The sequence below is a fragment of the Allobosea sp. P1_B10 genome (genome assembly GCF_056406735.1).
Genome location: NZ_JBFTZP010000007.1, coordinates 50515 through 73564 on the forward strand (window position 1 = coordinate 50515; position 23050 = coordinate 73564).

21 protein-coding genes are annotated in these 23050 nt (G+C 66.8%); 7 read left to right on the plus strand and 14 right to left on the minus strand.

Annotated features, from left to right (window positions below):
• Positions 1-43: 43 nt before the first annotated feature.
• Positions 44-1315, plus strand: coding sequence for a L,D-transpeptidase family protein (locus AC1D2L_RS15790; RefSeq protein WP_476846840.1), 1272 nt, complete (start codon positions 44-46; stop codon positions 1313-1315).
• 112 nt (positions 1316-1427) lie between these two features.
• Here the strand turns inward: AC1D2L_RS15790 and AC1D2L_RS15795 are convergent, their stop codons facing one another.
• The 9 genes from AC1D2L_RS15795 to AC1D2L_RS15835 all read right to left on the minus strand — a co-directional run bounded on the left by AC1D2L_RS15795 (position 1428) and on the right by AC1D2L_RS15835 (position 10148).
• The gene (locus tag AC1D2L_RS15795; protein ID WP_476846841.1) at positions 1428-2342 is read right to left on the minus strand and encodes a dienelactone hydrolase family protein; all 915 of its coding nucleotides are present in this window, start codon (positions 2340-2342) and stop codon (positions 1428-1430) included.
• 92 nt (positions 2343-2434) lie between these two features.
• The gene (locus AC1D2L_RS15800) at positions 2435-2911 is read right to left on the minus strand and encodes a F0F1 ATP synthase subunit B family protein (RefSeq protein ID WP_476846842.1); all 477 of its coding nucleotides are present in this window, start codon (positions 2909-2911) and stop codon (positions 2435-2437) included.
• Positions 2912-2922: 11 nt separating this feature from the next.
• Entirely contained in the window at positions 2923-3492 is a 570-nt protein-coding gene (locus AC1D2L_RS15805; protein WP_476846843.1) for a F0F1 ATP synthase subunit B family protein, read from the minus strand.
• Between the two features lie 150 nt (positions 3493-3642).
• Positions 3643-3870, minus strand: coding sequence for a F0F1 ATP synthase subunit C (locus AC1D2L_RS15810; protein WP_043231023.1), 228 nt, complete (start codon positions 3868-3870; stop codon positions 3643-3645).
• Positions 3871-3933: 63 nt separating this feature from the next.
• Positions 3934-4698 (minus strand): F0F1 ATP synthase subunit A, encoded by a 765-nt coding sequence (locus tag AC1D2L_RS15815; RefSeq protein WP_476846844.1) that lies wholly within the window; start codon positions 4696-4698, stop codon positions 3934-3936.
• A 43-nt stretch (positions 4699-4741) separates the two neighbouring features.
• On the minus strand, positions 4742-5095 hold the full coding sequence (locus AC1D2L_RS15820) for an AtpZ/AtpI family protein (protein WP_476846845.1): 354 nt from the start codon (positions 5093-5095) through the stop codon (positions 4742-4744).
• 218 nt (positions 5096-5313) lie between these two features.
• Positions 5314-8769, minus strand: coding sequence for a chromosome segregation SMC family protein (locus AC1D2L_RS15825; protein ID WP_476846846.1), 3456 nt, complete (start codon positions 8767-8769; stop codon positions 5314-5316).
• Between the two features lie 171 nt (positions 8770-8940).
• Entirely contained in the window at positions 8941-9561 is a 621-nt protein-coding gene (locus tag AC1D2L_RS15830; RefSeq protein ID WP_476846847.1) for a DsbA family protein, read from the minus strand.
• Between the two features lie 89 nt (positions 9562-9650).
• A complete protein-coding gene (locus AC1D2L_RS15835; RefSeq protein WP_476846848.1) occupies positions 9651-10148 on the minus strand; it encodes a DUF721 domain-containing protein in 498 nt (165 codons plus the stop codon).
• A gap of 112 nt (positions 10149-10260) precedes the next feature.
• Here AC1D2L_RS15835 and mutY point away from each other — a divergent pair, with 112 nt between their 5' ends.
• On the plus strand, positions 10261-11340 hold the full coding sequence (gene mutY / locus AC1D2L_RS15840) for an A/G-specific adenine glycosylase (protein ID WP_476846849.1): 1080 nt from the start codon (positions 10261-10263) through the stop codon (positions 11338-11340).
• Here the strand turns inward: mutY and AC1D2L_RS15845 are convergent.
• The 3 genes from AC1D2L_RS15845 to AC1D2L_RS15855 all read right to left on the minus strand — a co-directional run bounded on the left by AC1D2L_RS15845 (position 11315) and on the right by AC1D2L_RS15855 (position 14638).
• Entirely contained in the window at positions 11315-12499 is a 1185-nt protein-coding gene (locus AC1D2L_RS15845; RefSeq protein WP_476846850.1) for a DNA methyltransferase, read from the minus strand. The two genes, mutY and AC1D2L_RS15845, sit on opposite strands and share 26 nt — an antisense overlap.
• A gap of 237 nt (positions 12500-12736) precedes the next feature.
• Entirely contained in the window at positions 12737-13351 is a 615-nt protein-coding gene (locus tag AC1D2L_RS15850; protein WP_476846851.1) for a ribonuclease HII, read from the minus strand.
• Positions 13352-13489: 138 nt separating this feature from the next.
• The gene (locus AC1D2L_RS15855) at positions 13490-14638 is read right to left on the minus strand and encodes a PA0069 family radical SAM protein (RefSeq protein WP_476846852.1); all 1149 of its coding nucleotides are present in this window, start codon (positions 14636-14638) and stop codon (positions 13490-13492) included.
• A gap of 192 nt (positions 14639-14830) precedes the next feature.
• Here AC1D2L_RS15855 and AC1D2L_RS15860 point away from each other — a divergent pair, with 192 nt between their 5' ends.
• Both AC1D2L_RS15860 and AC1D2L_RS15865 read left to right on the plus strand, forming a co-directional pair.
• Positions 14831-15319, plus strand: coding sequence for a hypothetical protein (locus tag AC1D2L_RS15860; RefSeq protein WP_476846853.1), 489 nt, complete (start codon positions 14831-14833; stop codon positions 15317-15319).
• Between the two features lie 91 nt (positions 15320-15410).
• On the plus strand, positions 15411-15806 hold the full coding sequence (locus AC1D2L_RS15865) for a (R)-mandelonitrile lyase (protein ID WP_476846854.1): 396 nt from the start codon (positions 15411-15413) through the stop codon (positions 15804-15806).
• 171 nt (positions 15807-15977) lie between these two features.
• Here AC1D2L_RS15865 and ypfJ read toward each other — a convergent pair whose 3' ends face one another.
• Together ypfJ and AC1D2L_RS15875 are read right to left on the minus strand one after the other, a co-directional pair.
• Positions 15978-16865, minus strand: a complete 888-nt coding sequence (gene ypfJ / locus AC1D2L_RS15870; protein ID WP_476846855.1) for a KPN_02809 family neutral zinc metallopeptidase — start codon at positions 16863-16865, stop codon at positions 15978-15980.
• Between the two features lie 96 nt (positions 16866-16961).
• Complete coding sequence (locus tag AC1D2L_RS15875) at positions 16962-17780, minus strand: uracil-DNA glycosylase (protein WP_476846856.1); 819 nt, start codon at positions 17778-17780, stop codon at positions 16962-16964.
• Between the two features lie 260 nt (positions 17781-18040).
• Between AC1D2L_RS15875 and AC1D2L_RS15880 the strand changes: the two genes are divergently transcribed.
• The 3 genes from AC1D2L_RS15880 to AC1D2L_RS15890 all read left to right on the plus strand — a co-directional run bounded on the left by AC1D2L_RS15880 (position 18041) and on the right by AC1D2L_RS15890 (position 23039).
• Complete coding sequence (locus AC1D2L_RS15880; protein WP_476846857.1) at positions 18041-19720, plus strand: electron transfer flavoprotein-ubiquinone oxidoreductase; 1680 nt, start codon at positions 18041-18043, stop codon at positions 19718-19720.
• 625 nt (positions 19721-20345) lie between these two features.
• The gene (locus AC1D2L_RS15885) at positions 20346-22127 is read left to right on the plus strand and encodes a tetratricopeptide repeat protein (protein ID WP_476846858.1); all 1782 of its coding nucleotides are present in this window, start codon (positions 20346-20348) and stop codon (positions 22125-22127) included.
• A gap of 33 nt (positions 22128-22160) precedes the next feature.
• Positions 22161-23039 carry a 4-(cytidine 5'-diphospho)-2-C-methyl-D-erythritol kinase gene (locus tag AC1D2L_RS15890; protein ID WP_476846859.1) on the plus strand — a complete coding sequence of 293 codons (879 nt, stop codon included), beginning with the start codon at positions 22161-22163 and terminating at the stop codon, positions 23037-23039.
• The last annotated feature ends 11 nt before the right edge of the window (positions 23040-23050 follow it).

Consider the following 23050-nt stretch of genomic DNA (forward strand, 5'->3'; position numbering starts at 1 on the left):
GGAAGCTTCCGTCATGCGCTCATGCGCATTGTGGGATCTTCCGATGTATCTGCGTTCCGCCAGAGCAACTGTCGCCGTTCTCGCCCTTCTGCTGGGCGGTGCCGGCGCGCGCGCCAATGAGCCGAGCTACGGCCCCAACACCTATGACCGCACGCTCGAGGCCCTGATCGCCCATGAGGACATCGCCGGGCGCGGTGGCTGGGGACAGGTACCGGGCTCGGTCACGGCCCTGAAGGCAGGTGCACAGGGTGCAGACGTCGTCACGCTGAAGCAACGCCTGCTGCAAAGCGGCGATCTCGCGCCCGAGGCGCTGCAGGGCGATGTCTATGACGAGGCTGTCATCACCGCGGTCAAGCGCTTCCAGATCAGGCACGGATTGTCGGATCTCGGCACGGTCGGACGTCTCACGCTCAAGGCCATGAATGTCCCCGTCGAGGTCAGGCTGAACCAACTCACCGCGACGCTGGAGCGGCTCAAGGGCAATGGCTTCCCCTTCGCGACGCGCTATGTCGTGGTCAATATTCCCGGCGCCAGCGTCGAGGCTGTCGAAAACGGTGTCGTCCAGCGCAAACATCTGGCCGTCGTCGGCAAGCCGGCACGGCCGTCTCCCGTGCTGCAGGCCAACATCACCTCGGTCAATCTCAACCCGTACTGGACGGTGCCGACCTCGATCGTGAAGGCGGACATCATTCCGCACATGCGCAAGGACCCGAGCTTCATCGCCAAATCGCACATGAAGTTGCTCGGCGCCGAGAATCGCGAGATCGATCCCGCCAGCGTCAATTGGGCGACGATCACCAACCCGTATTTCTACGTGCGGCAGGAGCCCGGCCCGACGAATTCGCTCGGCCAGCTCAAGATCGACATGCCCAATACCGAGGCTGTCTACATGCACGACACGCCGAGCAAGACGCTGTTCCGAAACGATGTGCGCTTCAATTCCTCCGGCTGCGCCCGCATCGAGGGTGTGCGCGATCTCGCCGCCTGGCTGCTCGAAGGCACAGAATGGACACAGCCGGCGATCGAGGCCGAGATCGCCAAGGGCGAGCGCAAGAATATCGCCTTGAAGAAGTCGGTGCCGGTCGCCTGGGTCTATCTGACAGGCTGGCAAGGCGCCGACGGCATGGTGCAGTTCCGCGAGGACATCTACGGGCTCGATACGCCCCAGGGCATCGTCACCTCGACGATCCAGGCGCGCAAGCCCAAGCCGAAGTCGGCCCCGGTGAAGCTCGAGGCCAAGCGGGCTCCTGCTCCCGTCGCGCGGCCGGTGGCGACAACTGCCCTCCCGGTTAAGACGCTGACCGTCGCGAACTAAGGCCTGGGCCCCTGAAGGGTTGGCCGCTGGCGGTGTCCCTGCAGCCTGGCGCTTTTGCCGTCGCCAGGTTGTCAGCCTGGACTGGTGTGCAACTGACCCCTCGTAGTCTCGGCTAGCGAGTGGCAAGCCCCGCGAGCGCAGGATGTTCTATGCTGTGACGGAAGGCCGACGGCCCCGCCGTGAGGCACGCGCGGCCATAGGAGTGCGGTTCCAACCGAGCCTGCATCGCCTCCAGGATCGCCATCGTCGCGGCAATTGCTTGGGCCCGGGCTTCGGGGTTGCTGGCGATAGTGACCAGCCCGTCGGCGCGCTCCGAGAAAGCCGCCTTGCGCTCTCGCAGGGGCAGGTCGGGGTGATCGAAATTATGATAGGCACCGGGATAGCCCACGAAATCGGCGCCGCCGGTCTTCGCGAGCCGTTGGCATGGGCCTGCAGGGGTCCAGTCGTCTGCCAGCCCGTGCAGGATCGTCGTCTGCACCGCTGCCGTCCAGTTGCGCTTCAGCAGGGCTCTGCAGCCCGGGTAGAACGCGATCAACGCGCGAAAGCCTTCAGGTCCGGCCGCCGCGCTCAATCCGGCAACCTCCAGCGCGGTTGAACCGCCATTGGACCAGCCGATGAGCGCTATCCGGCCGGGTGCGATAAAGCCCTGCCGTGCAAGCCAGTCGCGTGCGCCCAGCGCGTCCTGCGCGCGGCCGGCGGGCGTCAGCGTTTGGTCCCGATCATTGCACAAGGTCGAGATCCCGCGCGGGCGAAAGCTGTCGGCAAACAGCACGACGTAACCCGCCGCCACGAGACGCGCGCTCCAGTCCTTCTCGCGCGCACTGAGCCTGCCGGATGCTGTCCACAGGCCCGCGCAGCCATGCAGCGCGACGAGGGCAGGGTAGGGGCCCGGGCCGTCCGGCCTGGCGAGCAGTCCCGACAGCATTGTCCCGTCACGGGAGGGAAATTGCACAGGGGCCTGAGCCTGCGCGGAGGCGGCAAGGCAGAGAGCCAGGAGGGCTGTGATGAGAATGCTGAGGCGTGGCATGTCGGGCGTGACAATAGCCGCACAGCCCCGGATACGACAACGCCGCGGTCCCGGGGGGCCGCGGCGTTGTCATGTAGTCAGTCAGGCTAACCTCAGTTCAGCTTGGCCTTGACCTCTTGCAGCCCGGAAGCGAAGGCGGCGTCGCCGGCCTTGCCACCCATCTGGCTGCGCAGGATCGTCTCGGCGGCGCGTGTGGCGGCTTCGGCCGCTGCGGCGCGAACGTCGGCCTCCGCCTGCACTTCGGCCTGCGCGATCTTGTCTTCCGCCGACTTGGTGCGGCGAGTGACGAATTCGGCAAGCTTGGCTTCAGCCTCGGCGGCGAGGCGGGTGGCCTCTTCCTTGGCGGACGCGATGATGCCGGCGGCTTCGCTTTCGGCTGCCTTACGCTTGGCCTCGTATTCGGCCAGCAGCTTCTCGGCGTCCTGACGCAGGCGACGCGCTTCAGCGAGTTCCTGCGCGACCTTTTCGCCACGGGCGTCGAGGGCGGAGATGATCGCCTTGGGCACGCCGAACTTGACGAGCAGAGCGAGGAAGATGACGAGGGCTACGGCGACCCAGAAGGTATCCATCTGATTTCTCCTCAGCCGTTCGCCAGAGCGTGGTCGACAGCATCCGTAGCCTCGGAGCTGGTCGGAGCCTGGCCCGTCAGCTTGGTCACGATCGCGATGGCGACATCGCTGCCGAGCCCGCGGACATTGCTCATCGCAGCGGTCTTGGTGCTGGCGATGCTGGCTTCGGCCTTGTCGAGCTTGGCGGCAAGTTCGGCCTCGACCGTGTGACGGCGGGCATCGGAGGCCTTGGCGCCTTCGTCGCGAGCCGCCTGGGCGATGCCCTGTGCGTTCTTGCGAGCTTCTGCCAGGGCCTTCTCATAGGCCTGCGCGGTGTCTTCGGCCTTGGCCTGCATCGCTGCCGCCTGGTCGAGATCGCGCGAGATCGTGTTGGCACGGTCGGCCAGGATGGCGCCGACGCGCGGCAGCGCGACCTTCGACATCAGCCAGTAGAGAACGCCGAACGTGATCGCGAGCCAGAATAGCTGGCCGACGAAGGTGCGGACATCGAAAGGCGGGAACGAGGCCTTCTCGCCGCTCAGGGACGGCGTCGCGGCCAGCGCCACGCCAGCCGACAATGCGGTGGAGGCGGCGAAAGCCACGCAGCCGGCCCAGCCTCGTCCGATGATTCCAAGAGATCGAACCGGCATGGGGTGCCTTTCAACGGAAGGAAACAAGATCGCGCCCGAGCCTGTCGCCAGGTCTTGGAGCCAGGTCTTCGGGCGCGAAGGGACTAAGACGCGTGGAGCGTGTCAGACCACGAACAGCAGGACGAGCGCCACGACGAACGCGAAGATGCCCAGACCTTCGGCGAGCGCCGCGCCGATGAAGGCGCGCGGGAACTGGCCGTCAGCGGCCGAAGGGTTGCGCAGGGCGCCCGAGAGGAAGTTGCCGAAAATGGTGCCGACGCCGATGGCGGCGAGGCCCATGCCGAGCGAGGCGAGGCCAGCGCCGATGTACTTGGCTGCAACGGGATCCATATTCTTTCTCCAGTGTGAAAAGCTAAGGGGAGGGGGTTGAACTCTCGCGAGGACCTGCCGGGCTCAGTGGCCCGGGTGCAAGGCATCGTTGAGATAGACGCAGGTCAGGATTGCGAAGACATAGGCCTGCAAGGCGGCGACGAGGAACTCCAGCGCGGTCAGCGCGACTGCGAGCAGCAGCGGCAGCGGCGAGATGATGTAGCCGAAGACGCTCGTACCAGCCAGAAGGGCGACGACGAAGCCACCGAACACCTTCAGCGCGATGTGGCCGGCAAGCATGTTGCCGAACAGACGCAGGCTGAGCGAGATCGGACGGGACAGGAACGATACAGCCTCGATCAGAACCATGAAGGGCAGCAGCCAGCCGGGGACGCCCGACGGCACGAACAGGCCGAAGAAGTGGCTGCCATGCTTCATGATGCCGTAGACCAGCACCACGAGGATGACGAGGAAGGCCAGCGCAGCCGTGACGATGATGTGGCTGGTCACGGTGAAGGAGGCCGGCATCAGGCCGAGCAGGTTCGCGGCCAGCACGAACATGAACAGCGAGAAGACGAAGGGGAAGAAGCGCATGCCTTCGCGGCCCATCACACCGGTGACGGTCGATGCCACGAACTCATAGGTCATCTCGGCGAGCGACTGCAGCCGACCGGGAACGGTCGCGCGCTGGCTCGAGCCATAGATCATGATCAGCGAAATGACCGCAACCACCAGCACCATGAACAGAGAGGCGTTGGTGAAGGACAGGTCGTGGCCGAGCACGTGCAAGCCGATGAGAGGCTTGATCTCGAATTGGTGGATCGGATCGATACCGCCGCCAGCCGCCATGTCTACGCCCTTTGTCGTGCAACCATGTGGTTGCCTGCTTCGGTCATTGTTCCGGCGTATCGCTGCCCGACCCGGGGGTCGGACGAACGCCGAGCTTATAGACGGACCTTAAACCGGCGATGGCACCGATCACCAAAAAGGCAATCAGCAGGAACGGGGACGTTCCCAGCCACCGGTCTCCGAGGAACCCGATAAGGGCGCCTGCGATGATGCCGCCTGCGAGATCGGTTGCTGCGCGAAACCCGGATGACATCGCGCCAGCGAGCGCTTTGTCGTTTCCTGCCGGACCTGCGCCCGGCCTTGCGCTCTCTTCGGCCCGCCCGAGGGCAGACTTCAGCGAGTCCAGTCTTGCGCGCAACTCCGAATCTGAGGCGTTTTTGTCAGGTTCCGGCGTCATAGGCGGCCTCCAATCCCGTGGTGTGACCACGATGGCGTGAAAAGCCGCTTTGACTTTGTCCGGACCCGCGCATCGAGCCGTCGTCAGCACGGCCTCCTTTATTGCCCGGTCTCCGCCCTGTCAAGGCAGGCAAACTGGGCTTAAGATATTGATATCTTTCTAAATTCGGGCTGAGTGCGACATTCTTGCCGCATTGCGGGGTCGATTGTGGCGAATTTTCAACCGGCCTCGCGGATCTGTTCGGCTGTTGCCAGGTCGACCGAGACCATTTGGCTGATGCCGCGTTCGGCCATCGTGACACCGAAGAGTCGGTCCATCCGGGCCATGGTGATCGGGTTGTGCGTGATCAGGATGAAGCGCGTCTGCGTCGTCTTGGCCATTTCGTCGAGGAGGTCGCAATAGCGCTCGACATTGGCATCGTCGAGCGGCGCGTCGACCTCGTCGAGCACGCAGATCGGCGACGGGTTGGTCAGAAAGACCGCGAAGATCAGTGCCGTGGCGGTCAGGGCCTGTTCACCGCCTGAGAGCAGGGTCATCACCTGGGGCTTCTTGCCCGGAGGGCGGGCGAAGATTTCGAGCCCTGCCTCGAGCGGATCCTCGGAATCGACCAGCTTGAGCTCGGCCGTACCGCCGCCGAATAGCACCGAGAACAGGCGCTGGAACTGCGCGTTGACGATCTCGAAGGCGGCGAGCAGCCGCTCGCGCCCCTCGCGGTTGAGCGCGCCGATGGCCTGGCGCAGCCGGCGGATCGCCTCGCCGAGGTCGTCACGCTCGGTCGTGAGGCCCTCGCGCCTGGTTCTCACCTCGGCCAATTCGTCTTCGGCGCGCAGATTGACCGCGCCGAGCCGTTCGCGCTCCGCCCTCAGGCCGGCGAGGCGACGTTCGACGCCCTCCTGCTCGGGCATGTCCGCGCCGGGCTTCAATCCGGTCAGTTCCTGCAGGCCTGCCAGCGTCGTCTCAAGGCCGTCGGCGATCTGTCTCGCGACATCGGCGACACGCTGCCGGGCCGCCTCCAGCCTCGCCTCGCAGGAGGCACGAACTTCGCGTGCGCCAGCCAGGCCCTCCAGCGCGGTGCGCGCCTGTCGATCGGCTTCCGCCAGCGCCGCCTCGCCGGTCGCGAGCGCGTCGGCTGCCGCGCGTCTCGCGATTTCGGCTGTCTCGATCTCCGCGAGGATCCGCCGGCGCTCGGTCAGGAACGTGTCGGGCGCCTCGAGCAGCGTTGTCTGCTCGGCGCTAACGGCCGCGATGCGGCGGCGTGTCTCCTCGGCGGTCTGCGTCGCGGCGGCAGCCCGCGCCTGCCAGGCCTGGATGTCGCTGCCGATGGACGCGCGGCGGCGGCTTCGCAGGTCGGCTTCCCGGGCGATGGTCTGCACCCGGGCCCGCGCGTCAGAGGCGACGATGCGGTGCTCGCCGAGTTCGACGCGCGCCTTCAACAGGGCGCTTTCGAGTTCGGCCGACGCGGGAAGCGCGGCAACCGCCTGCGCCTGCGCCTCAACCTGGGTCGCGGCCTCGGCCATGGTCTGGCCCAACCGGCCGATGGCCTCGGTCAGCGCAGAGCGCCGGGCTGTGGCTTCGGCGGCGCGGCGTTCGGCCGATGCGAAGTGTTCGCGGGCCTGGTCGAGGCTGCGCCTCGCCTGCCGGGCCGTGTCCAGCGCCGCAGTCTCTGCCTGCGCCGCCGATCGAGCGGCCTGCATTGCGGCTTCCAGTCCCTTCCGCGCGGTCTCGGCTGCCTCGCGGGCGCCTTGCGCCTCACGCTGGAGTTCGCCGAGCCGGTTCTTTTCGGCGAGCCGCCGTGCGGCGGGGGAGGGCGCATCCGCTGCGCTGGCAAACCCGTCCCAGCGCCAGACATCGCCGTCGCGCGAGACCAATCGCTGGCCGGGGCTCAAAACGGCGCTGAGCCTTTCGCCGTCGCTGCGCAGGACGACGCCGATCTGGGCCAGCCGCCGGGCAAGCGCCGCGGGACCCCGGACGTAACGCGCCAGCGGCTCGACGCCGGCAGGAAGGGAGGGGTCGTCGGTGCCGGTGCCGCTGTCGCCCCAATGCGCAGGGGCCAGAGGGTCCGCAGCGGCGTCGAGATCGTCGCCAAGCGCAGCACCCAAGGCGATCTCGAATCCCTTGGCCACTGTGATCGCATCCAGGATCGGCGGCCAGCGACCGCCAGAGGCCGGGGCGAGCAGCTTCTGCAGGGTCCGAATTTCGGTTTCCAGGCGCTGGGCAGTGCGGTCCGCCTCGGCTGCCGGCCCGCGCGCCTGTGCCTCGCGCTCGCGGGCGGTGGCGATGGCGCCATGCGTCGCGGCGGTCGCCGCGTCGGCCTCCTGCATGGCGGTTTCGGCGGCGGCTACGGCCTGTCGCAGCCCGTCCAGTGGACCCGCTGCGCGGGAGGCGTCGAGCGCGGCCTGGTCTCGTAGTAGCTTGGCCCGCTCCGCCGCGGCCCTGGCCTCGCGCTCCCGTGCTTCGCGCAGGGCCCGTTCCAGAGCCCCGCGGCGCGCCGCCAGTTCCGACAAGGCCGCCTGGGCTGCTGCATGTGCAGTCTCGGCTGAGCCGAGCGTTGTCTCGGCCGCGACCAATGCGGCGCTGGCCGCATCGTTGTCGGCGATCGAGCCTTCGCCTTCACGAGCGAGGATGCGATCCTCCTCCGCAAGCCGTGCGAGGCTTTCGGTTGCATCGCCAGCGACGCTGTCCTGACGGCCAAGGTCGGTTTGCAGTTCCGTCAGGCGCTGGCCGAGCTCGGTCGCGCGCTGGCGGTTGCGCCGGTTGGCGGCCTCGATCTCGTCGAGGCCCCGCTTGAGCCGAACCAGCGCTGCCGCAGCCGCAGCCTCACCGTCGCGCAGTGCCGGCAGTTGATGGGCGGCGACGGCCTGCCGCCTGGCGGCCTCGGCCTGGATGCCGGTCTGCTCGGCGACGCCCCGCATGGCGGCGTCCAGTGCGCGCTCTGCCAGCGCCTCCTGGCTGCGGGCGAGGTGATAGGCGATCAGCGCCAGGGTTGCCTCGGCCCGGCGGATATCGGCGGCCAGGCTGCGATAGCGCCCGGCCTGACGCGCCTGCCGCTGAAGTGCGTCGACCTGCCCGTCGATCTGCGACAGTACGTCCTCGAGCCGGGTAAGATTCTCTTCCGCGCCGCGCAGGCGCAGTTCCGCCTCGTGCCTGCGGCTGTGGAGCCCCGCGATCCCTGCGGCATCCTCCAGGATGCGCCGGCGCGATTGCGGCTTGGCGGAGATGATCTCGCTGATCTGGCCTTGCCGGACCAGCGCCGGCGAGCGCGCGCCGGTTGCAGCGTCGGCGAAGAGCAGTTGCACGTCACGCGCGCGCACTTCCTTGCCATTGACGCGATAGGTCGAGCCCTCGTCGCGCTCGATCCTGCGGGTGACCTCGAGGACATCGGTCTCGTTGAAGGCAGCCGGCGCCTTGCGGTCGCTGTTGTCCAGCGTCAGCGCGACCTCGGCCATGTTGCGACCCGGCCGCTCGTTCGAGCCCGCGAAGATGACGTCGTCCATCCCCGAGCCGCGCATGTTCTTGAACGAGCTTTCGCCCATCACCCAGCGCAGCGCTTCGACGAGATTGGATTTGCCGCAGCCATTGGGGCCGACCACGCCTGTCAGGCCGGGTTCGATCAGGAAATCCGTCGGCTCGACGAAGGTCTTGAAGCCGGTGAGCTTGAGGCGGGTCAGGTGCATGGCTGCACCTCCCGTTCGATGCCGGTGGCCGTCATCCCGGGTGGCCGCAGGGAGACCCGGGATGCACCAAGGAGCGCCTGCAAGTAAGGCTCGGGCCTGGAGCCCGGATCAGCGCGGCTGGGCCGCGTGTCCGGGCTGACGCTCAATATGCCGTTGAGGAAGCAAGCGTCCTCAGCCGCCGACCAGCGGCTCGATGATCTTGTCGAATTCGGCCATCGAGAGCGCACCAGAACGCTTCTGCCCATTGATGAAAAAGGTCGGCGTCGAGTCCACGCCAGCCTTGGCCCCACCATCCTTCACCTGAGTGACGGCGTCATAGATATCCTGCCTTTTCAAGCAGGATTCGAATGATTCCTGTGTGAAACCGGCCTGCTTGACCAGAGCGGACAGCGCATCGGCCGGCTTCTCGGTGAACGCCCAGACGCGCTGCTGGGCAAACAGCAGGTCGGTCATCGGGAAATACTTGTCGTTGCCGTTGCAGCGCGCGAGCATGAAGCCTGCCGTCGCCAGGGGATCGAGCGGGAATTCGCGCAGCGTGAAGCGCACCTTGCCGGTGTCGATGTACTTGGCCTTCAGCGCCGGCCAGGTGTCCTTGTGGAAGGCGGCGCAATGGCCGCAGGTCAGCGAGGCGTATTCGATGATCGTGACCTTGGCGGTCGCGGGGCCGAGCCAGACATCGCCCAGCGGACCGGCGGTCTCCAGGCTGGCCTGGGCCTGTGCCGGGCCCATGCCAAGCAGCCCGGCGGCCGCGAGGCCGGCGGTGGCCGTCAGAAGCTGTCGCCTGTTCGTCATCGTCAATGATCCTTAGGGGTCGAAGATGTCGGGACCATAGAGGCCGGGAAGATTGTGGCAAGATCGGTTCGGGCGAGATTACCCCCTGCTCACGAAGCCGTGTCGAGCCGCTGGCGGTTGACCTTTTGCGCGACAGATTGCCCGAGACGTTCCAGCGCCGCTCGCAGGCCGGGGTCCGAGATCATCGAAACCTGCTGCGCCACCTCCGCCACGATCCTCGGATCGGGCGGGGCCGGGGGCTTCCGCGTCGCGGGGGCCTCGACAGGCCCCTGCTTCAGCACGAGCTTGCCGACGGCCCGCCAGCCGAGATGGGTGTTGACCCGCTCCAGCACGATCGGTCCGAGTTGCTGCATCTCGAGCGCGAAGGCGCCCTCCACGCGAACGACCATGGCGGCCGGCTCCGAGACCTCTCCGGGTGCCGGGCGGCGGCGTGGCCAGTCGATCTTCAGCGGCCGAGACCGCGCCGCGAGTCTCTCGCCCACGATCTCGGGCCAAAGCGAGACGATGGCCCGTCCCGCGAAACCCTGCGCGGCGAGCGCGGGCGCGAGACAGTCGTCGATGAGGTCGGCAAGTGGTTTGGGAGCCATGCGCCATTTTGCGCCGCCGCGTTGCCCGCAGCAAGGCCGCCCGGTCGGGTTGCGGGCGGATTGTGCCGATCACACCGCTTGCCGTCCGCAACGGGAGCGCTAAACCGGGCTCATGAGCCTCGCAACGCGCCCACGTCCGGCCAGGTCTGCCGATCTCCTCGCTTGGTATGACCGCCACCGGCGCGCGCTGCCCTGGCGCGCGCTGCCGGGAGAAAGGCCGGATCCCTATCGGGTGTGGGCCTCCGAGATTATGCTGCAGCAGACGACGATCACGGCGGTGAAACCGTATTTCGAACGGTTCATGACGCGTTTTCCGACCGTTGCGGATCTGGCGGCGGCGCCGTCCGAAGAGGTCATGCAGGCCTGGGCGGGCCTCGGCTATTATTCGCGCGCCCGCAATCTCCATGCCTGCGCGAAAGCCGTCGCCGATCTGCACGGCGGGCGTTTTCCCGATACCGAGGAGGGACTTCGCGCATTGCCCGGCATCGGCGCCTATACGGCGGGCGCGGTCGCCGCGATCGCGTTCGATCGCCCCGCCGCTGCCGTCGATGGCAATGTCGAGCGCGTCATGACGCGGCTGTTCGCCATCGAGGAACTGATGCCAGGCGCGAAGCCCCTGATTCGCGAGCGCGTGCTGGCAATGGTGCCGCCGGAGCGCCCGGGAGATTTCGCGCAGGCTCTGATGGATCTCGGCGCCACGATCTGTACGCCGCGCAATCCCGCCTGTGGCCTCTGTCCCTGGCGCGAGCCCTGCCGAGCGCGCGAGGCCGGCACGCAGGAGAGCTTTCCGCGCAAGGCGGCCAAGAAGACAGGTGTCACGCGCTATGGCGCAGCCTTCGTCCTGATCCGTGACGATGGCGCGGTGCTTGTGCGGACGCGGCCCGACAAAGGGCTTCTGGGCGGCATGGCCGAAGTCCCGACCAGCGACTGGAGCAGCGACTACGAATTGGACGGGGCGATGCAGGATGCGCCGGTCGTCACGCGATGGCAGCGACTGGCCGTGCCGGTCCGCCACGTCTTCACGCATTTTCCGCTGGAACTCACGATCTTCGTGGCAAGCGCGCCGAAAGCCATGGCGGCGCCCCTTGGAATGCGCTTCAGCCCCCGCGCAAAACTGCGCGAGGAGCCGTTTCCAAGCCTCTTCCTGAAGGTGCTGGAGGCGGCGCTCAGGCCGCCGCTATCTCCGCCCTGATTTCGCCGCGCAGGGCGTCGAGCAGCATCAGGCTGCCCTCGCGCTCGACATGCCAGAAGGTCCAGCCATTGCAGGCGGGCAGCCCTTGGGCGAGCGCGCCGATTTTGTGGATCGAGCCGACGACTGGGCCCAGACACAAGGTGCCGTCGGCGCGGATCGTCGCCTTGAAGCGGCGCTTTTCGTCGGTCACGACCTCGCCGGCCTTCACCAGCCCGGCCTCGACGAGGCTGAGGAAGGGAACGCGCGGCTCGGTGCGCTTGGACGGCGCAGTCGAGAAGGCTTCCGGCGGCAGCGGTTCGATCGCCGCTATGCGCTTGCGCGCGGCCTCGGCATAGACCGTCTCGCGTTCGACGCCGATGAAGTGGCGGCCGAGTGCCTTCGCAACGGCGCCGGTCGTGCCGGTGCCGAAGAAGGGATCGAGGACCACGTCGCCGGGGTTGCTCGCCGAGAGCATGACACGGGCCAGCAGCGCCTCGGGCTTCTGGGTCGGGTGCACCTTGGCCCCCTTGTCGTCCTTCAGCCGTTCCTCGCCCGTGCACAGCGGCAGGTACCAGTCGGAGCGCATCTGGAGGTCTTCGTTGCCACCCTTCAGCGCCTCGTAGTGGAAGGTGTATTTCGACCGCTCGCCGCGCGCAGCCCAGATCAGGGTCTCATGGGCGTTGGTGAAACGCCGGCCGCGGAAGTTCGGCATCGGGTTGGCCTTGCGCCAGACGATGTCGTTCAGCATCCAGAAACCAAGATCCTGAAGGATCGACCCGACGCGGAAAATGTTGTGGTAGGACCCGATCACCCACAGCGCGCCATCGGGCTTCAACACCCGGCGGCAGGCTGTCAGCCAGGCGCGGGTGAACTGATCGTATTCGGCGAAGGACGAGAACTTGTCCCAGTCGTCATCGACGGCATCGACGAGGCTGTCGTCGGGCCGGCGAAGATCGCCACCGAGCTGGAGGTTGTACGGGGGGTCAGCGAAGACGAGGTCGACGCTTGCTGCCGGCAGGGAATTGATCGCGGCGACGCAGTCGCCAACGAGCACCTGATCGAGCGGTAGCTCCTGCGGTGGCGGTGCCACCTTGAGACGAGACTGCAGCGCGGGCCGTCCGGTACGCGGAACCTGAATCCGGACGGCGGCGCTGGTGGTCCCGGAACGCAAAATACTCATGTCGCCCCAAGACGGTTACGCAACTTCAACAGTCGCGATATTGCCGAGTCAGGGTAAAAGCCGGGTTTCCAGGACGAAAAAAATGCGTCTCGTTTTGGGGCTGCAGTTTTTGCCTAGCCCCTTGGCAAGCCAAGTAAAATTCCTAATCACTGGTTAACACGGACAGCCTCCGGACGCTCGTCACAACCGCGTGTCGCCGCAGCGAGCGCAATGCGATTGCGAGCTACCCAGCGTGGGTTATGGGCGTTGCCAGAGCCCTTTGACCGGCGCGAAGGAATAGCGGTGCTCGGGGCAGGGCCCGTGCTCCTGGAGCGCCGCGCGATGCTCCGGCGTGCCATAGCCGACATGGCGGGAGAAGCCGTAGACCGAGTAGCGCCGGCACAGCCGCGCCATCATCCGGTCGCGCGTGACCTTGGCGATGATCGAGGCCGCCGCTATCGAGGCGATGCTTGCATCGCCTTGCACCACGGCCTCGCAGGTGCAGGCCAGTGCCGGCGGATCGTTTCCGTCGACGAGAACGCTGACCGGCACGACCGCCAGCGCCTTCACCGCGCGGCGCATCGCCAGCAGGGTCGCCTGCCGGATATTGATCGCATCGATCTCGATCGCGGTCGCGCTGGCGACACCGATGGCCAGAGCCGAAGCTGCGATCTCGATGAACAGCTCCTCGCGCCGGATGGCGCTCAACGCCTTCGAATCGCACAGCCCCTCTGGCACCGCCTTGGGGTCGAGGATGACGGCTGCCGCCACGACCGGACCGGCGAGCGGCCCACGCCCGACCTCGTCGACACCGGCCAGAGGCCACAGGCCTTTGCGGATGGCGTCTCGCTCGCGGCTGAAATTGGCTGTCATGGCCGGGCTTATGGCGAAACTTGTCGCGCGTTGCCAGAGCCTGCCGACGCCATCCACCTTATTGCGAGGCAAGCGAAGCAACCCCGAGGGCCAAAGCACCCTGCCGCTCCTGAATGGTCGGTGGGACAGATGGCGAGTTCAGAACAGGCTGAGCTGCGCTCTCTCCTTCTCCGGCTTGAGGAAGAGGTCGCTGCGCAGCCGCAGGCGCGCGCCGTTGAAGCCAAGGCGCTCGGCCGCCATCTCGAAGCGCCGCCCGATCATCCAGGCATAGGGACCCGATCCGACCTGGCGCTGGCCCCACGCCGAATCATAATCCTTGCCGCCCCGCGTCGAGCGGATCAGCGAGACGACATGGCGCAATTTGTCGGGGTGATGCGTGAGCAGCCAGTCATGGACCAGTTCCTTCACCTCGAGCGGCAGGCGTAGCAGCACATAGCCGGCCTCGCGTGCGCCAGCGGCCTTGGCCGCATCCAGGATGCGTTCGATCTCGTGCTCATTGATCGCCGGGATGATGGGGGCGACGAGCACGGTAACGGGAATGCCGGCCTCAGAGAGCTTCCGGATCGTCTCGAGCCGCTTCGCGGGCGAGGCGGCGCGCGGCTCCATGGTCCGGGCGACCGTCGGATCGAGCGTCGTCAGCGAGATCGCGACCTTGGCAAGGCCGAGCGCCGCCATCGGCGCCAGGATGTCGATATCGCGCTGAACGAGCGCCGACTTGGTCACGATGCCGACCGGATGATTGAACTTGGCCAGCACCTCCAGGATGCCGCGCATGATCCGCAGCTTCTTTTCGATCGGCTGGTAGGCATCCGTATTGGTGCCGATCGCGATGGTGCGCGGCTGGTAGGCGGGAGCGGAAAGCTCTTTCTCGAGCAGGATCGCGGCGTCCGGCTTGGCTGTCAGCTTGCTCTCGAAATCCAGTCCCGGCGACAGGCCGAGATAGGCGTGGCTCGGGCGGGCAAAGCAATAGACGCAGCCATGCTCGCAGCCGCGATAGGGATTGATCGAGCGATCGAAGGAGATATCCGGTGAATCGTTGCGGGTGATGATCGTGCGCGGCTTCTCGACGGAGACTTCGGTCTTGAAGGCGGGCAGTTCGCCGAGCGATCCCCAGCCGTCATCCTCCGCGAAACGCTGCTCGCTCTCGAAGCGGCCGCCCGGATTGATCGTGGCGCCCCGCCCGCGGCGGCGCTCGGGGTCGATCCGGTGGCCGGCATAGGCCAGCGCCTCGGCGGGGGCGACACGGGCCGCCACCGAAGCCGGCTCGCTGTCGAGGCGCTTGAGCATATGGGGCGCGCGAGCCGAAGGCCGGGGCTGGCCGGAGGTAACGCTGGATGACACAGCCTGGCGCATGGCGCGGAACCCTGAAAAAAACTGCCGGGAATCGGCATGTTCCTGTTCTTTCTATGTGAACATAACAGGAACGAAATTCAAGTGACAGGATTGCGACATGTTGCGCTGCGTCATATTGATCTGCCCATGCTAACAGCCGTGATCCGGGCCGATGGCTCAGCCAGTGCTCTTGCCGCGACCTTCTCGGTGCTGATCCCGGCAGTGGCCGACGGCTTCCTGGGTCATGCGGTCGTCGTCGATTCTACGGGCAACAGCGATATCGAGCGCCTCGCCGATGCGACGGGCGCCAGTTATCTCAAGGGCGGTGCAGGCGAGGGCTGGCATCTCGGCGCTGCGGTAGCGCGCGGGGACTGGCTCGTTCTGCTCGATGCCGGCGATGCCCCGCAGGCGCACTGGACTCAAGCCGTCGACCGTCACCTGCTGCTGGCGCCAGAGGCGGCCGCACTGATCCCGCTGCGCGGCGTGGCCGGCTCCCTGCGCGAGCGTGCTGCGATTTCCTTTGGCGCCCGGCGCCTGCGCGCCGGCCTGGTGTTGCCGAAGGGCGCGGTCCTCGCCGGCAGGCTGGGCGCGGCGCCGCGTCGCCTGGGCGTCAGGCGCGAGCGTTCGCCTGGCTGATGGTCGCGGCTTCGCGCTAGAACCGGTCTATCGCGTTTGCGTATCACAAGGTGCGCGTGCCGTTGGGCGCGACGCCCCTCAGGAGACCATCATGGAAATCAAGCGAAGCGGCTCGCAGCCTTCCGGGAAGGGACCTGCGGACTATTTCTCCGGCAGCGTCCGGATCGACCCGCTGTTCAGCCCGCCGGAGCCCGCGCGCATCGCGATGGCGCTGGTCACTTTCGAGCCCGGCGCGCGCACGGCCTGGCACACTCATCCGCTGGGACAGACCCTCATCGTCACCGCCGGTTGTGGCTGGGCGCAACGCGAAGGCGGCGAGATCGAGGAGATCAGGGCCGGCGATGTCGTCTGGTTCCCGCCGGGCGAAAAGCACTGGCACGGCGCCACCGCGACCACGGCCATGAGCCATATCGCGCTCCAGGAAAAGCAGGACGGTTCGCCTGTCGACTGGATGGAGCAGGTCACCGAGGCGCAATACCGCGGCTAGCGCGCCCTGTGGTTTGGAAAGGCGCAGTCATCCCGGGCGAAGCGTCAGCGTCGTCCGGGGATCCCTCAAGTGGCCCATCGCTCCCTTGGGCGCCCACTCCGGGTTGCGCTGCTACGGAGCTTGTCCGGGCCAGCGGCGCAATCCGGAACGCCGGAACTAAGGTGCTTGCCTCTAGAGCTGGTCGGTCCTGAAAGTATCGCAACTCTGCATGGAGCCGGTGCGCAGGCCGGTGTTGAACCAGCGTGTGCGCTGCGCTGACGAGCCGTGGGTGAAGGAATCGGGCACGACCTGGCCGCGCGATGCCTTCTGGAGGCGATCGTCGCCGATCGCAGAGGCGGTCTTGATGGCCTCCTCGACATCGCCCGCCTCGACGCGACCCATGGCCTGGACGTTGTGCGCCCAGACACCGGCGAAGCAGTCGGCCTGGAGCTCGATCCGCACCGAGATCGCGTTCGCCTCGCGCTCCGAGGAGCGCTCGCGCAACTGGTTGGCCTTGGGCAGGATGCCGATCAGGTTCTGGATGTGGTGGCCGACCTCGTGGCCGATGACATAGGCATAGGCGAAGTCGCCGCCGCCACCGAGCTTGCGCTGCATTTCCTGGAAGAAGGAGAGGTCGAGATAAACCTTCTTGTCCTCGGGGCAGTAGAACGGCCCCATCGCAGCCTGTGCGGTGCCGCAGCCGGAGCGGTCGACATTGGTGAAGAGCACGAGGCGCGGGGGCTGGTAGCGGGTGTTGGCCTGCTGCGGCAGGACCTTGGTCCAGACGTCCTCGTTCTGCGCCAGCACGGCTGAGACGAACCGACCCATCTCGTCCTGCGGAGGCCCCGAGGACCGTCGTGTCTCCTGCGTCGGGGCCTGCCGGCCACCGATACCGCCGATCATTTCAGCGCCACCGATCAGGATGCGCGGATCGATGCCGAGCGCCCAGCCGAGCAGGCCGAGTACGACCATCGTTCCAATGCCCATGCCGCCGCGACCGCCAGGAATGCCGGCGAATTCACCGCCGCCGCCACGCCTGTCCTCGAGATTGTCGGACTGGCGATAGTCTTCCCATTTCATGGTGTGGTCCTCGGCAAATCTCCGCGCAATGTCGGGGAGCAGCGTGCATAACTCAAGCGCTCATTCGTCGCCGGACAGGCGAATAGCCCGCATGGGCTAGGCTGGCGGATCCAGCGCAGCCTTGAGGGCGCGCATGTCGCGCCATGAAAGTCGCTTCTGGAGCGGCTGCCGCAGCAGATAGGCCGGATGCAGCGTCGCGAGCGCCCGGATCCGCCGCGTACCGGTGTCGTATTCCTGCCATTTCCCGCGCGAGGCCATGATGCCGCTGAGGCCCAGCAGGCCCTGCGCCGAGGGGCCGCCGATGCAGACCAGGATATCGGGGTCGGCAAGCTGGATCTGGCGCTGGATGAAGGGCAGGCATATCGCGACCTCCTGCGGCGTCGGAGTGCGGTTGCCGGGCGGCCGCCAGGGCAGCAGGTTTGCGACGTAGACGTGTTCCTTGCGTGTCAGGCCGATCGCGGCGAGCATCCGGTCGAGCAATTGTCCGGAGCGGCCGACGAAGGGCAGGCCGGCCCGGTCCTCGTCGGCTCCGGGCGCCTCGCCGACGATCATGACCCGGCCGTCCGGGTTGCCATCGGCGAAGACGAGGTTCTTGGCGGTTGCCTTGAGCGCGCAGCCCTCGAAGCGCGACAGGGCCTCCTTCAACGCTTCGAGGCTCGTCGCTTCCTGCGCCATCGTGCGCGCGCTCAGCGCGGCGTCGTCGGGCGCCGTTGCCGCACCTGCCATGACCGGCGCAGGTGCGCGAGCCGTCCGGCCCTGCAGCGTCGCGAGCGTCGGCGTCGTGAGGGTGCGCGCAGCGGGCACTGGCTGCGGTTCGGCGAAATGGTTCCGCGGTTCCTCGTCCAGCGCCTCGGAGACGCCCATTTCGGCATACCAGGCGAGGAGTTCGACGGGATCGGGCAGGGATGCGATCATGGCCGCAGCCATAGCACATCCACAACGCTGCCTGCGACCTCTCAGCGCCGCAGCGGGCAGCGGGTCGGTTCCTGGAGCGCTGGCACGGTGCCTATCGTACTGTGCGTTGCACAAGTGCCGAGCCTGTTGCGCGCTGATCGCGGTTGCAAATTGGAACCGCTCCCTGAATAGAGGATTTCCAGTTTAGGTGGCGCTCGTCTTGAAGCGCCATGCTGGATGGTTCATGTGTGAACTATTCAGGTTCTTGCGCGGAGGCGGGTATGGATATCGAGGAAGCACAGGCCGAGCCGCGCGAGAGCATGGATTATGACGTCGTCATCGTTGGTGCGGGCCCGGCGGGCCTGGCGGCGGCGATCCACCTCAAGCAGCTCGACGAGAACCTGACGGTCGTGGTTGTCGAGAAGGGTGCCGAGGTTGGCGCCCATATCCTGTCGGGCGCCGTGATCGACCCGATCGGGCTGGACAAGCTGGTCCCGGACTGGCGCCAGGATCCCGATCGCCCTCTGACCACCGAAGTCAGCGAGGACATCTTCTATTTCCTGACCGAGCCGAACGGTATCCGCCTGCCGAATTTCGGCATGCCGAAGCTGATGAACAATCACGGCAACTTCGTCGGCTCGCTTGGCCTGGTCGCGAAATTCCTGGCCAGCCGCGCCGAGGCGCTGGGCGTCGAGATCTATCCGGGCTTCGCTGCTGCCGAACTGCTCTACAACGAGGACGGCTCCGTTGCCGGCATCGCGACCGGCGACATGGGCATCGCCAAGGACGGCAGCGTCTCCGAGCGCTTTACGCGCGGCATGGAGTTGCGCGGCCGCTATACGCTGCTGGGCGAGGGCGCGCGCGGCTCGCTCTCCAAGATCGCGATCCGCAAGTTCGGCCTCGATGCAGGGCGTGAGCCTCAGAAATACGGCATCGGCCTGAAGGAAGTCTGGCAGGTCAAGCCGGAGAAGTTCCACAAGGGCCGGGTCCAGCACTCCTTCGGCTGGCCGCTCGACAATGGCACCGGTGGCGGCTCGTTCCTCTACCATTTCGACGACAACCTGGTCACGGTCGGCTTCGTCGTCCATCTCAACTACACCAACCCGACGCTCTCGCCCTTCGACGAGTTCCAGCGCTTCAAGACGCACCCGCTGATCCGCGACGTCTTCGAGGGCGCCAAGCGCCTCTCCTACGGCTCGCGCGCGATCACCGAGGGCGGCTACCAATCCGTGCCGAAGCTGACCTTCCCCGGCGGGGCGCTGATCGGTTGCGCCGCAGGCTTCGTCAATGTGCCGCGCATCAAGGGCAGTCATAACGCCATCCTGTCGGGCATGCAGGCGGCTCAGCATCTCGCCCCCGTTCTCGCCGCAGGGCGCTCGCATGACGAGGTCGTCGAGATCGAGCAGGGCTGGCGCGATTCCGAGATCGGGCGCGACCTCAAGCCGGTGCGCAACGTCAAGCCGCTCTGGTCGAAATACGGCACCTTCGCCGGCATCGCGCTCGGTGGCGTCGACATGTGGCTGAACCAGCTCTTCGGCTGGTCGCCCTTCGGCACGCTCAAGCATGGCAAGCCCGACCATGCGACGCTGAAGCCGATCAACGAGGTCAAGCCGATCGTCTACCCCAAGCCCGACGGCAAGCTCTCCTTCGACAAGCTGTCCTCGGTCTTCCTGTCCTCGACCAATCACGAGGAAGACCAGCCGGCGCATCTCAAGCTGACCGACCCCTCGATCCCGATCGCCCAGAACCTGCCGCTCTACGGCGAGCCGGCGCGGCTCTACTGCCCGGCGGGCGTCTACGAGGTCGTCTACGCCGATGCCGAAACGAAGACGGATCCGCGCTTCGTCATCAACGCGCAGAACTGCGTCCACTGCAAAACCTGCGACATCAAGGATCCCGCGCAGAACATCACCTGGACCACGCCCGAAGGCGGCGGCGGACCCGGCTATTCCAACATGTGAGCGGGGCGGATCGTCGCAGCGCCCACTGTCGGGCCGAATGCAAAAAGGGCGCGCCGTTTCCGGCGCGCCCTTTCGTCTTTGATCGCCTGGACGGATCAGCCCTTGCGGACGACCGTGGGAGCAGGCTTCTCGGGCTGGGCGCAGCCGGCGACAAAACCGGCCAGCATAGCGACGGCGGCAACGCTGAGCATGATCTTTTTCATTTGAGTGATCCCAAAAAGAAGTCGTCGCGACACATGCGAGCAGCCAAACATAACGCTAATGTCTTGACGATATCGCTACGAAATCTATGAAGACGTTGCGGCGCAGCATGCTTTTGGGAGAATGTTGCATCCTTGCTACGCAATCTCCTGGGCTGGGCCGTGCTGCTTGCCCGCGCGCCTGGAAACAGCCATCTTGACGCCCTAGAGCGGGGCGCCAAAGGTGGAATCGGTCGGTCGAATCGGACCTGCTCGAGCTCTCTGACGAGACGAATTCAGGCATCGACTGGAAACGCGAGATCGTTCCAGTCGATGCCTGAATCCGGCTTTAGTGCGAAACGGTCCCTGCCGGGCTGGCGATTGCTACGCTTGGCAGAGCCAGGGCGTCTGGCAGGCAAGGCCTCGGACCGAGGGAGAAGGCAGTCGTGACATTTCGAATCAAGGGCCGCAGCGCCAGTACGGCTGTCGTTCTGGCATTGCTGCTCGGGCTGCAGGCCGGGGCCGCGGCTCAGGGTGCTGCGGCGACGCGCACCAACGAGCAGCTTGAACCGGCCGACAGCCTCGAGGGCAATTATCTGGCTGCCATCGTGGCCGGTGCCGGGCGCGACCTCGGTGCCGCCTCGGTCTATCTGCGCGAAGCCATCAAGGGCGATCCGCAGAACTTCGACCTGCTCGAGCGCGGCTTCGTCGCCTTCCTTGCCGATGGCGCGATGACCGATGCCTTCCGCGCCGCCGACCGGCTGGTGCAGCGCGACCCCAGCAATGGGCTCGCCCAGCTTGCCGTCGGCATCCGTGCCATCAAGCAGAAGAGCTACCAGACGGCGCGCAACCACCTTCAGCGTGGCGGGCGCGGACGAGCCGCCGACATCACGGCGACGCTGCTCTCGGCCTGGTCGTATTCGGGCTCGGGCCAGACCAAACGCGCCATCGAGACGCTGGAGCGTCTGCGCGGCGAGGCCTCGTATAATCTGTTCCGCGACTACCATGCCGGGCTGATCCTGGACGCGGCAGGCCGCAACGCCGACGCCGAGCAGCGCCTCAAGAGCGCCTACGACGCCGAGAAGACCACCCTGCGGCTGGTCGATCTCTGGGCCCGCTTCCAGGCCCGCTCCGGCGATTTCGAAGGCGCGGCGGCAACCTATGGCGAATTCGACCGCCTGCTGCCCAACCATCCCATCGTCCGGGACGGCCTGACCAGGGTTACCGCCAAGGAAAAGCCGCCGCGGCAGATCTCCACGCCCCAGCAGGGTGCCGCCGAGGTGCTCTACGGGCTCGCCAGCGCCGGCAATCGCCAGGGCGACGAGGCTGCGGCCCTGCTCTATCTCCGGCTCGCGATCTATCTCGACCCCGAGCACGATCTCGCCATCCTGACGCTGGGGGACATTCTCGAGCGTTCTAAGCAGCCCGAGGACGCGGTTGCCGTCTACGGCAAGATGCCGGCATCCTCGCCTCTGCGCCCCAATGCGGAAATCCAGGCGGGGCTGGCGCTGGAGACGCTCGGCAAGTCCGACGAGGCGGTCAAGCACCTGCAGGCCGTGATCGCCGAGCGGCCGGGCGATGTCGACGCCCTCTCGGCGCTGGGCAACATCTATCGCTCGCGCAAGCTCTTCGTCGAGGCCGCGGAAACCTATGATAAGGCGATCGCCAAGCTCGCCTCTCCCGGCCGCGCCAATTGGGACCTGTTCTACTTCCGCGGCATCGCGCGCGAACGCACGAAGCGCTGGGGCGAGGGCGAGGCTGATCTGCGCAAGGCGCTGGAGCTGATGCCCGAGCCGCTGGGCCGCGAGCGCGCTCTGGTTCTCAACTATCTCGGCTATTCGCTGGTCGACCAGCATCTCAAGCTCGACGAGGGGCTCGACATGCTGCGTCGCGCCGTCGAGCTGCGTCCGCGCGATGGCTACATCACGGATTCGCTGGGCTGGGCCTATTACCGCCTCGGGCGCTATGAGGATGCCACGCGCGAACTCGAGCGCGCGATGGAACTGCGGCCCTCCGACCCTGTGATCAACGACCATCTCGGCGATGTCTACTGGAAGGTAGGGCGCCAGCTCGAGGCGAAATTCCAGTGGAACGCCGCGCGCGATCTCGGCCCGGAGCCCGATGACCTCGCCAAGATCCAGCGCAAGATCGAGCGCGGCCTCGAGGATACCCCCTCTGCGAACGCGACCGAACCGAACGCCACGGAACCCAAGAAGGATGGCGGTTGATGCTGCGCGCGGCTGCCTGATCAGGCTGCCGGCATGTCATTGCCTCTGACCACCCGGGCCCGCGCGAAGGTCAATCTCGACCTGAGGGTGCTGGGGCGACGCGCCGACGGCTATCACGAGCTCGAAAGCCTCGTCGCCTTTGCCGGGGTAGGCGATATCCTGACGCTCGCGCCGGGCCCTGATCTCGCGCTCACCATTGGCGGGCCGCGTGGCGCCGGGCTCGAAGTCGACGACCGCAATCTCGTGCTGCGTGCTGCTCGCATCCTCGCAGAGGAGCGCGGTCCGCTGCGCTGGGGGCGCTTTCACCTCATCAAGCGTCTGCCGGTCGCATCGGGTATCGGCGGCGGGTCGGCCGATGCCGCAGCTGCACTGCGCCTGCTGGCGAGACACAACGCGATTCCACTGAACGACCCGGCACCGCTGCGCGCCGCGGCTCGGATCGGAGCGGATGTGCCGGTTTGCCTGGAATCGCGCGCACGCGTGATGGCGGGGATCGGCGAACGGCTGGGCCCCGCCCTGCGGCTGCCGCAACTCTTTGCCGTACTCGTCAATCCGGGCGTGCCCATCGAGACCGCAGCGGTCTTCCGCGAACTGGGGCTGCGCGCGGGAGAGGCCGGGAGCGTGGGCGCTTCATGCAGGGCCCCGGTCGCGGTGGAGAGCCGGGACGGCCTCTTCGACGCGCTCGGCCACTCCCGCAATGATCTTGAGCCGCCGGCACTGCGCGTTGCGCCGATCCTTGCCGATCTGCTGGCGCGATTGCGCGACGTCCCCGGCTGCCGGCTGGCGCGGATGTCCGGTTCCGGCGCGACCTGCTTTGCCCTGTTCGACGACTGCCGCCAAAGCGCCGACGCAGCAAGAACGCTGTCCCGCGAGCACGCGAACTGGTGGATCAAGCCGACAGTGCTGCGGTGATGCGTAGCACT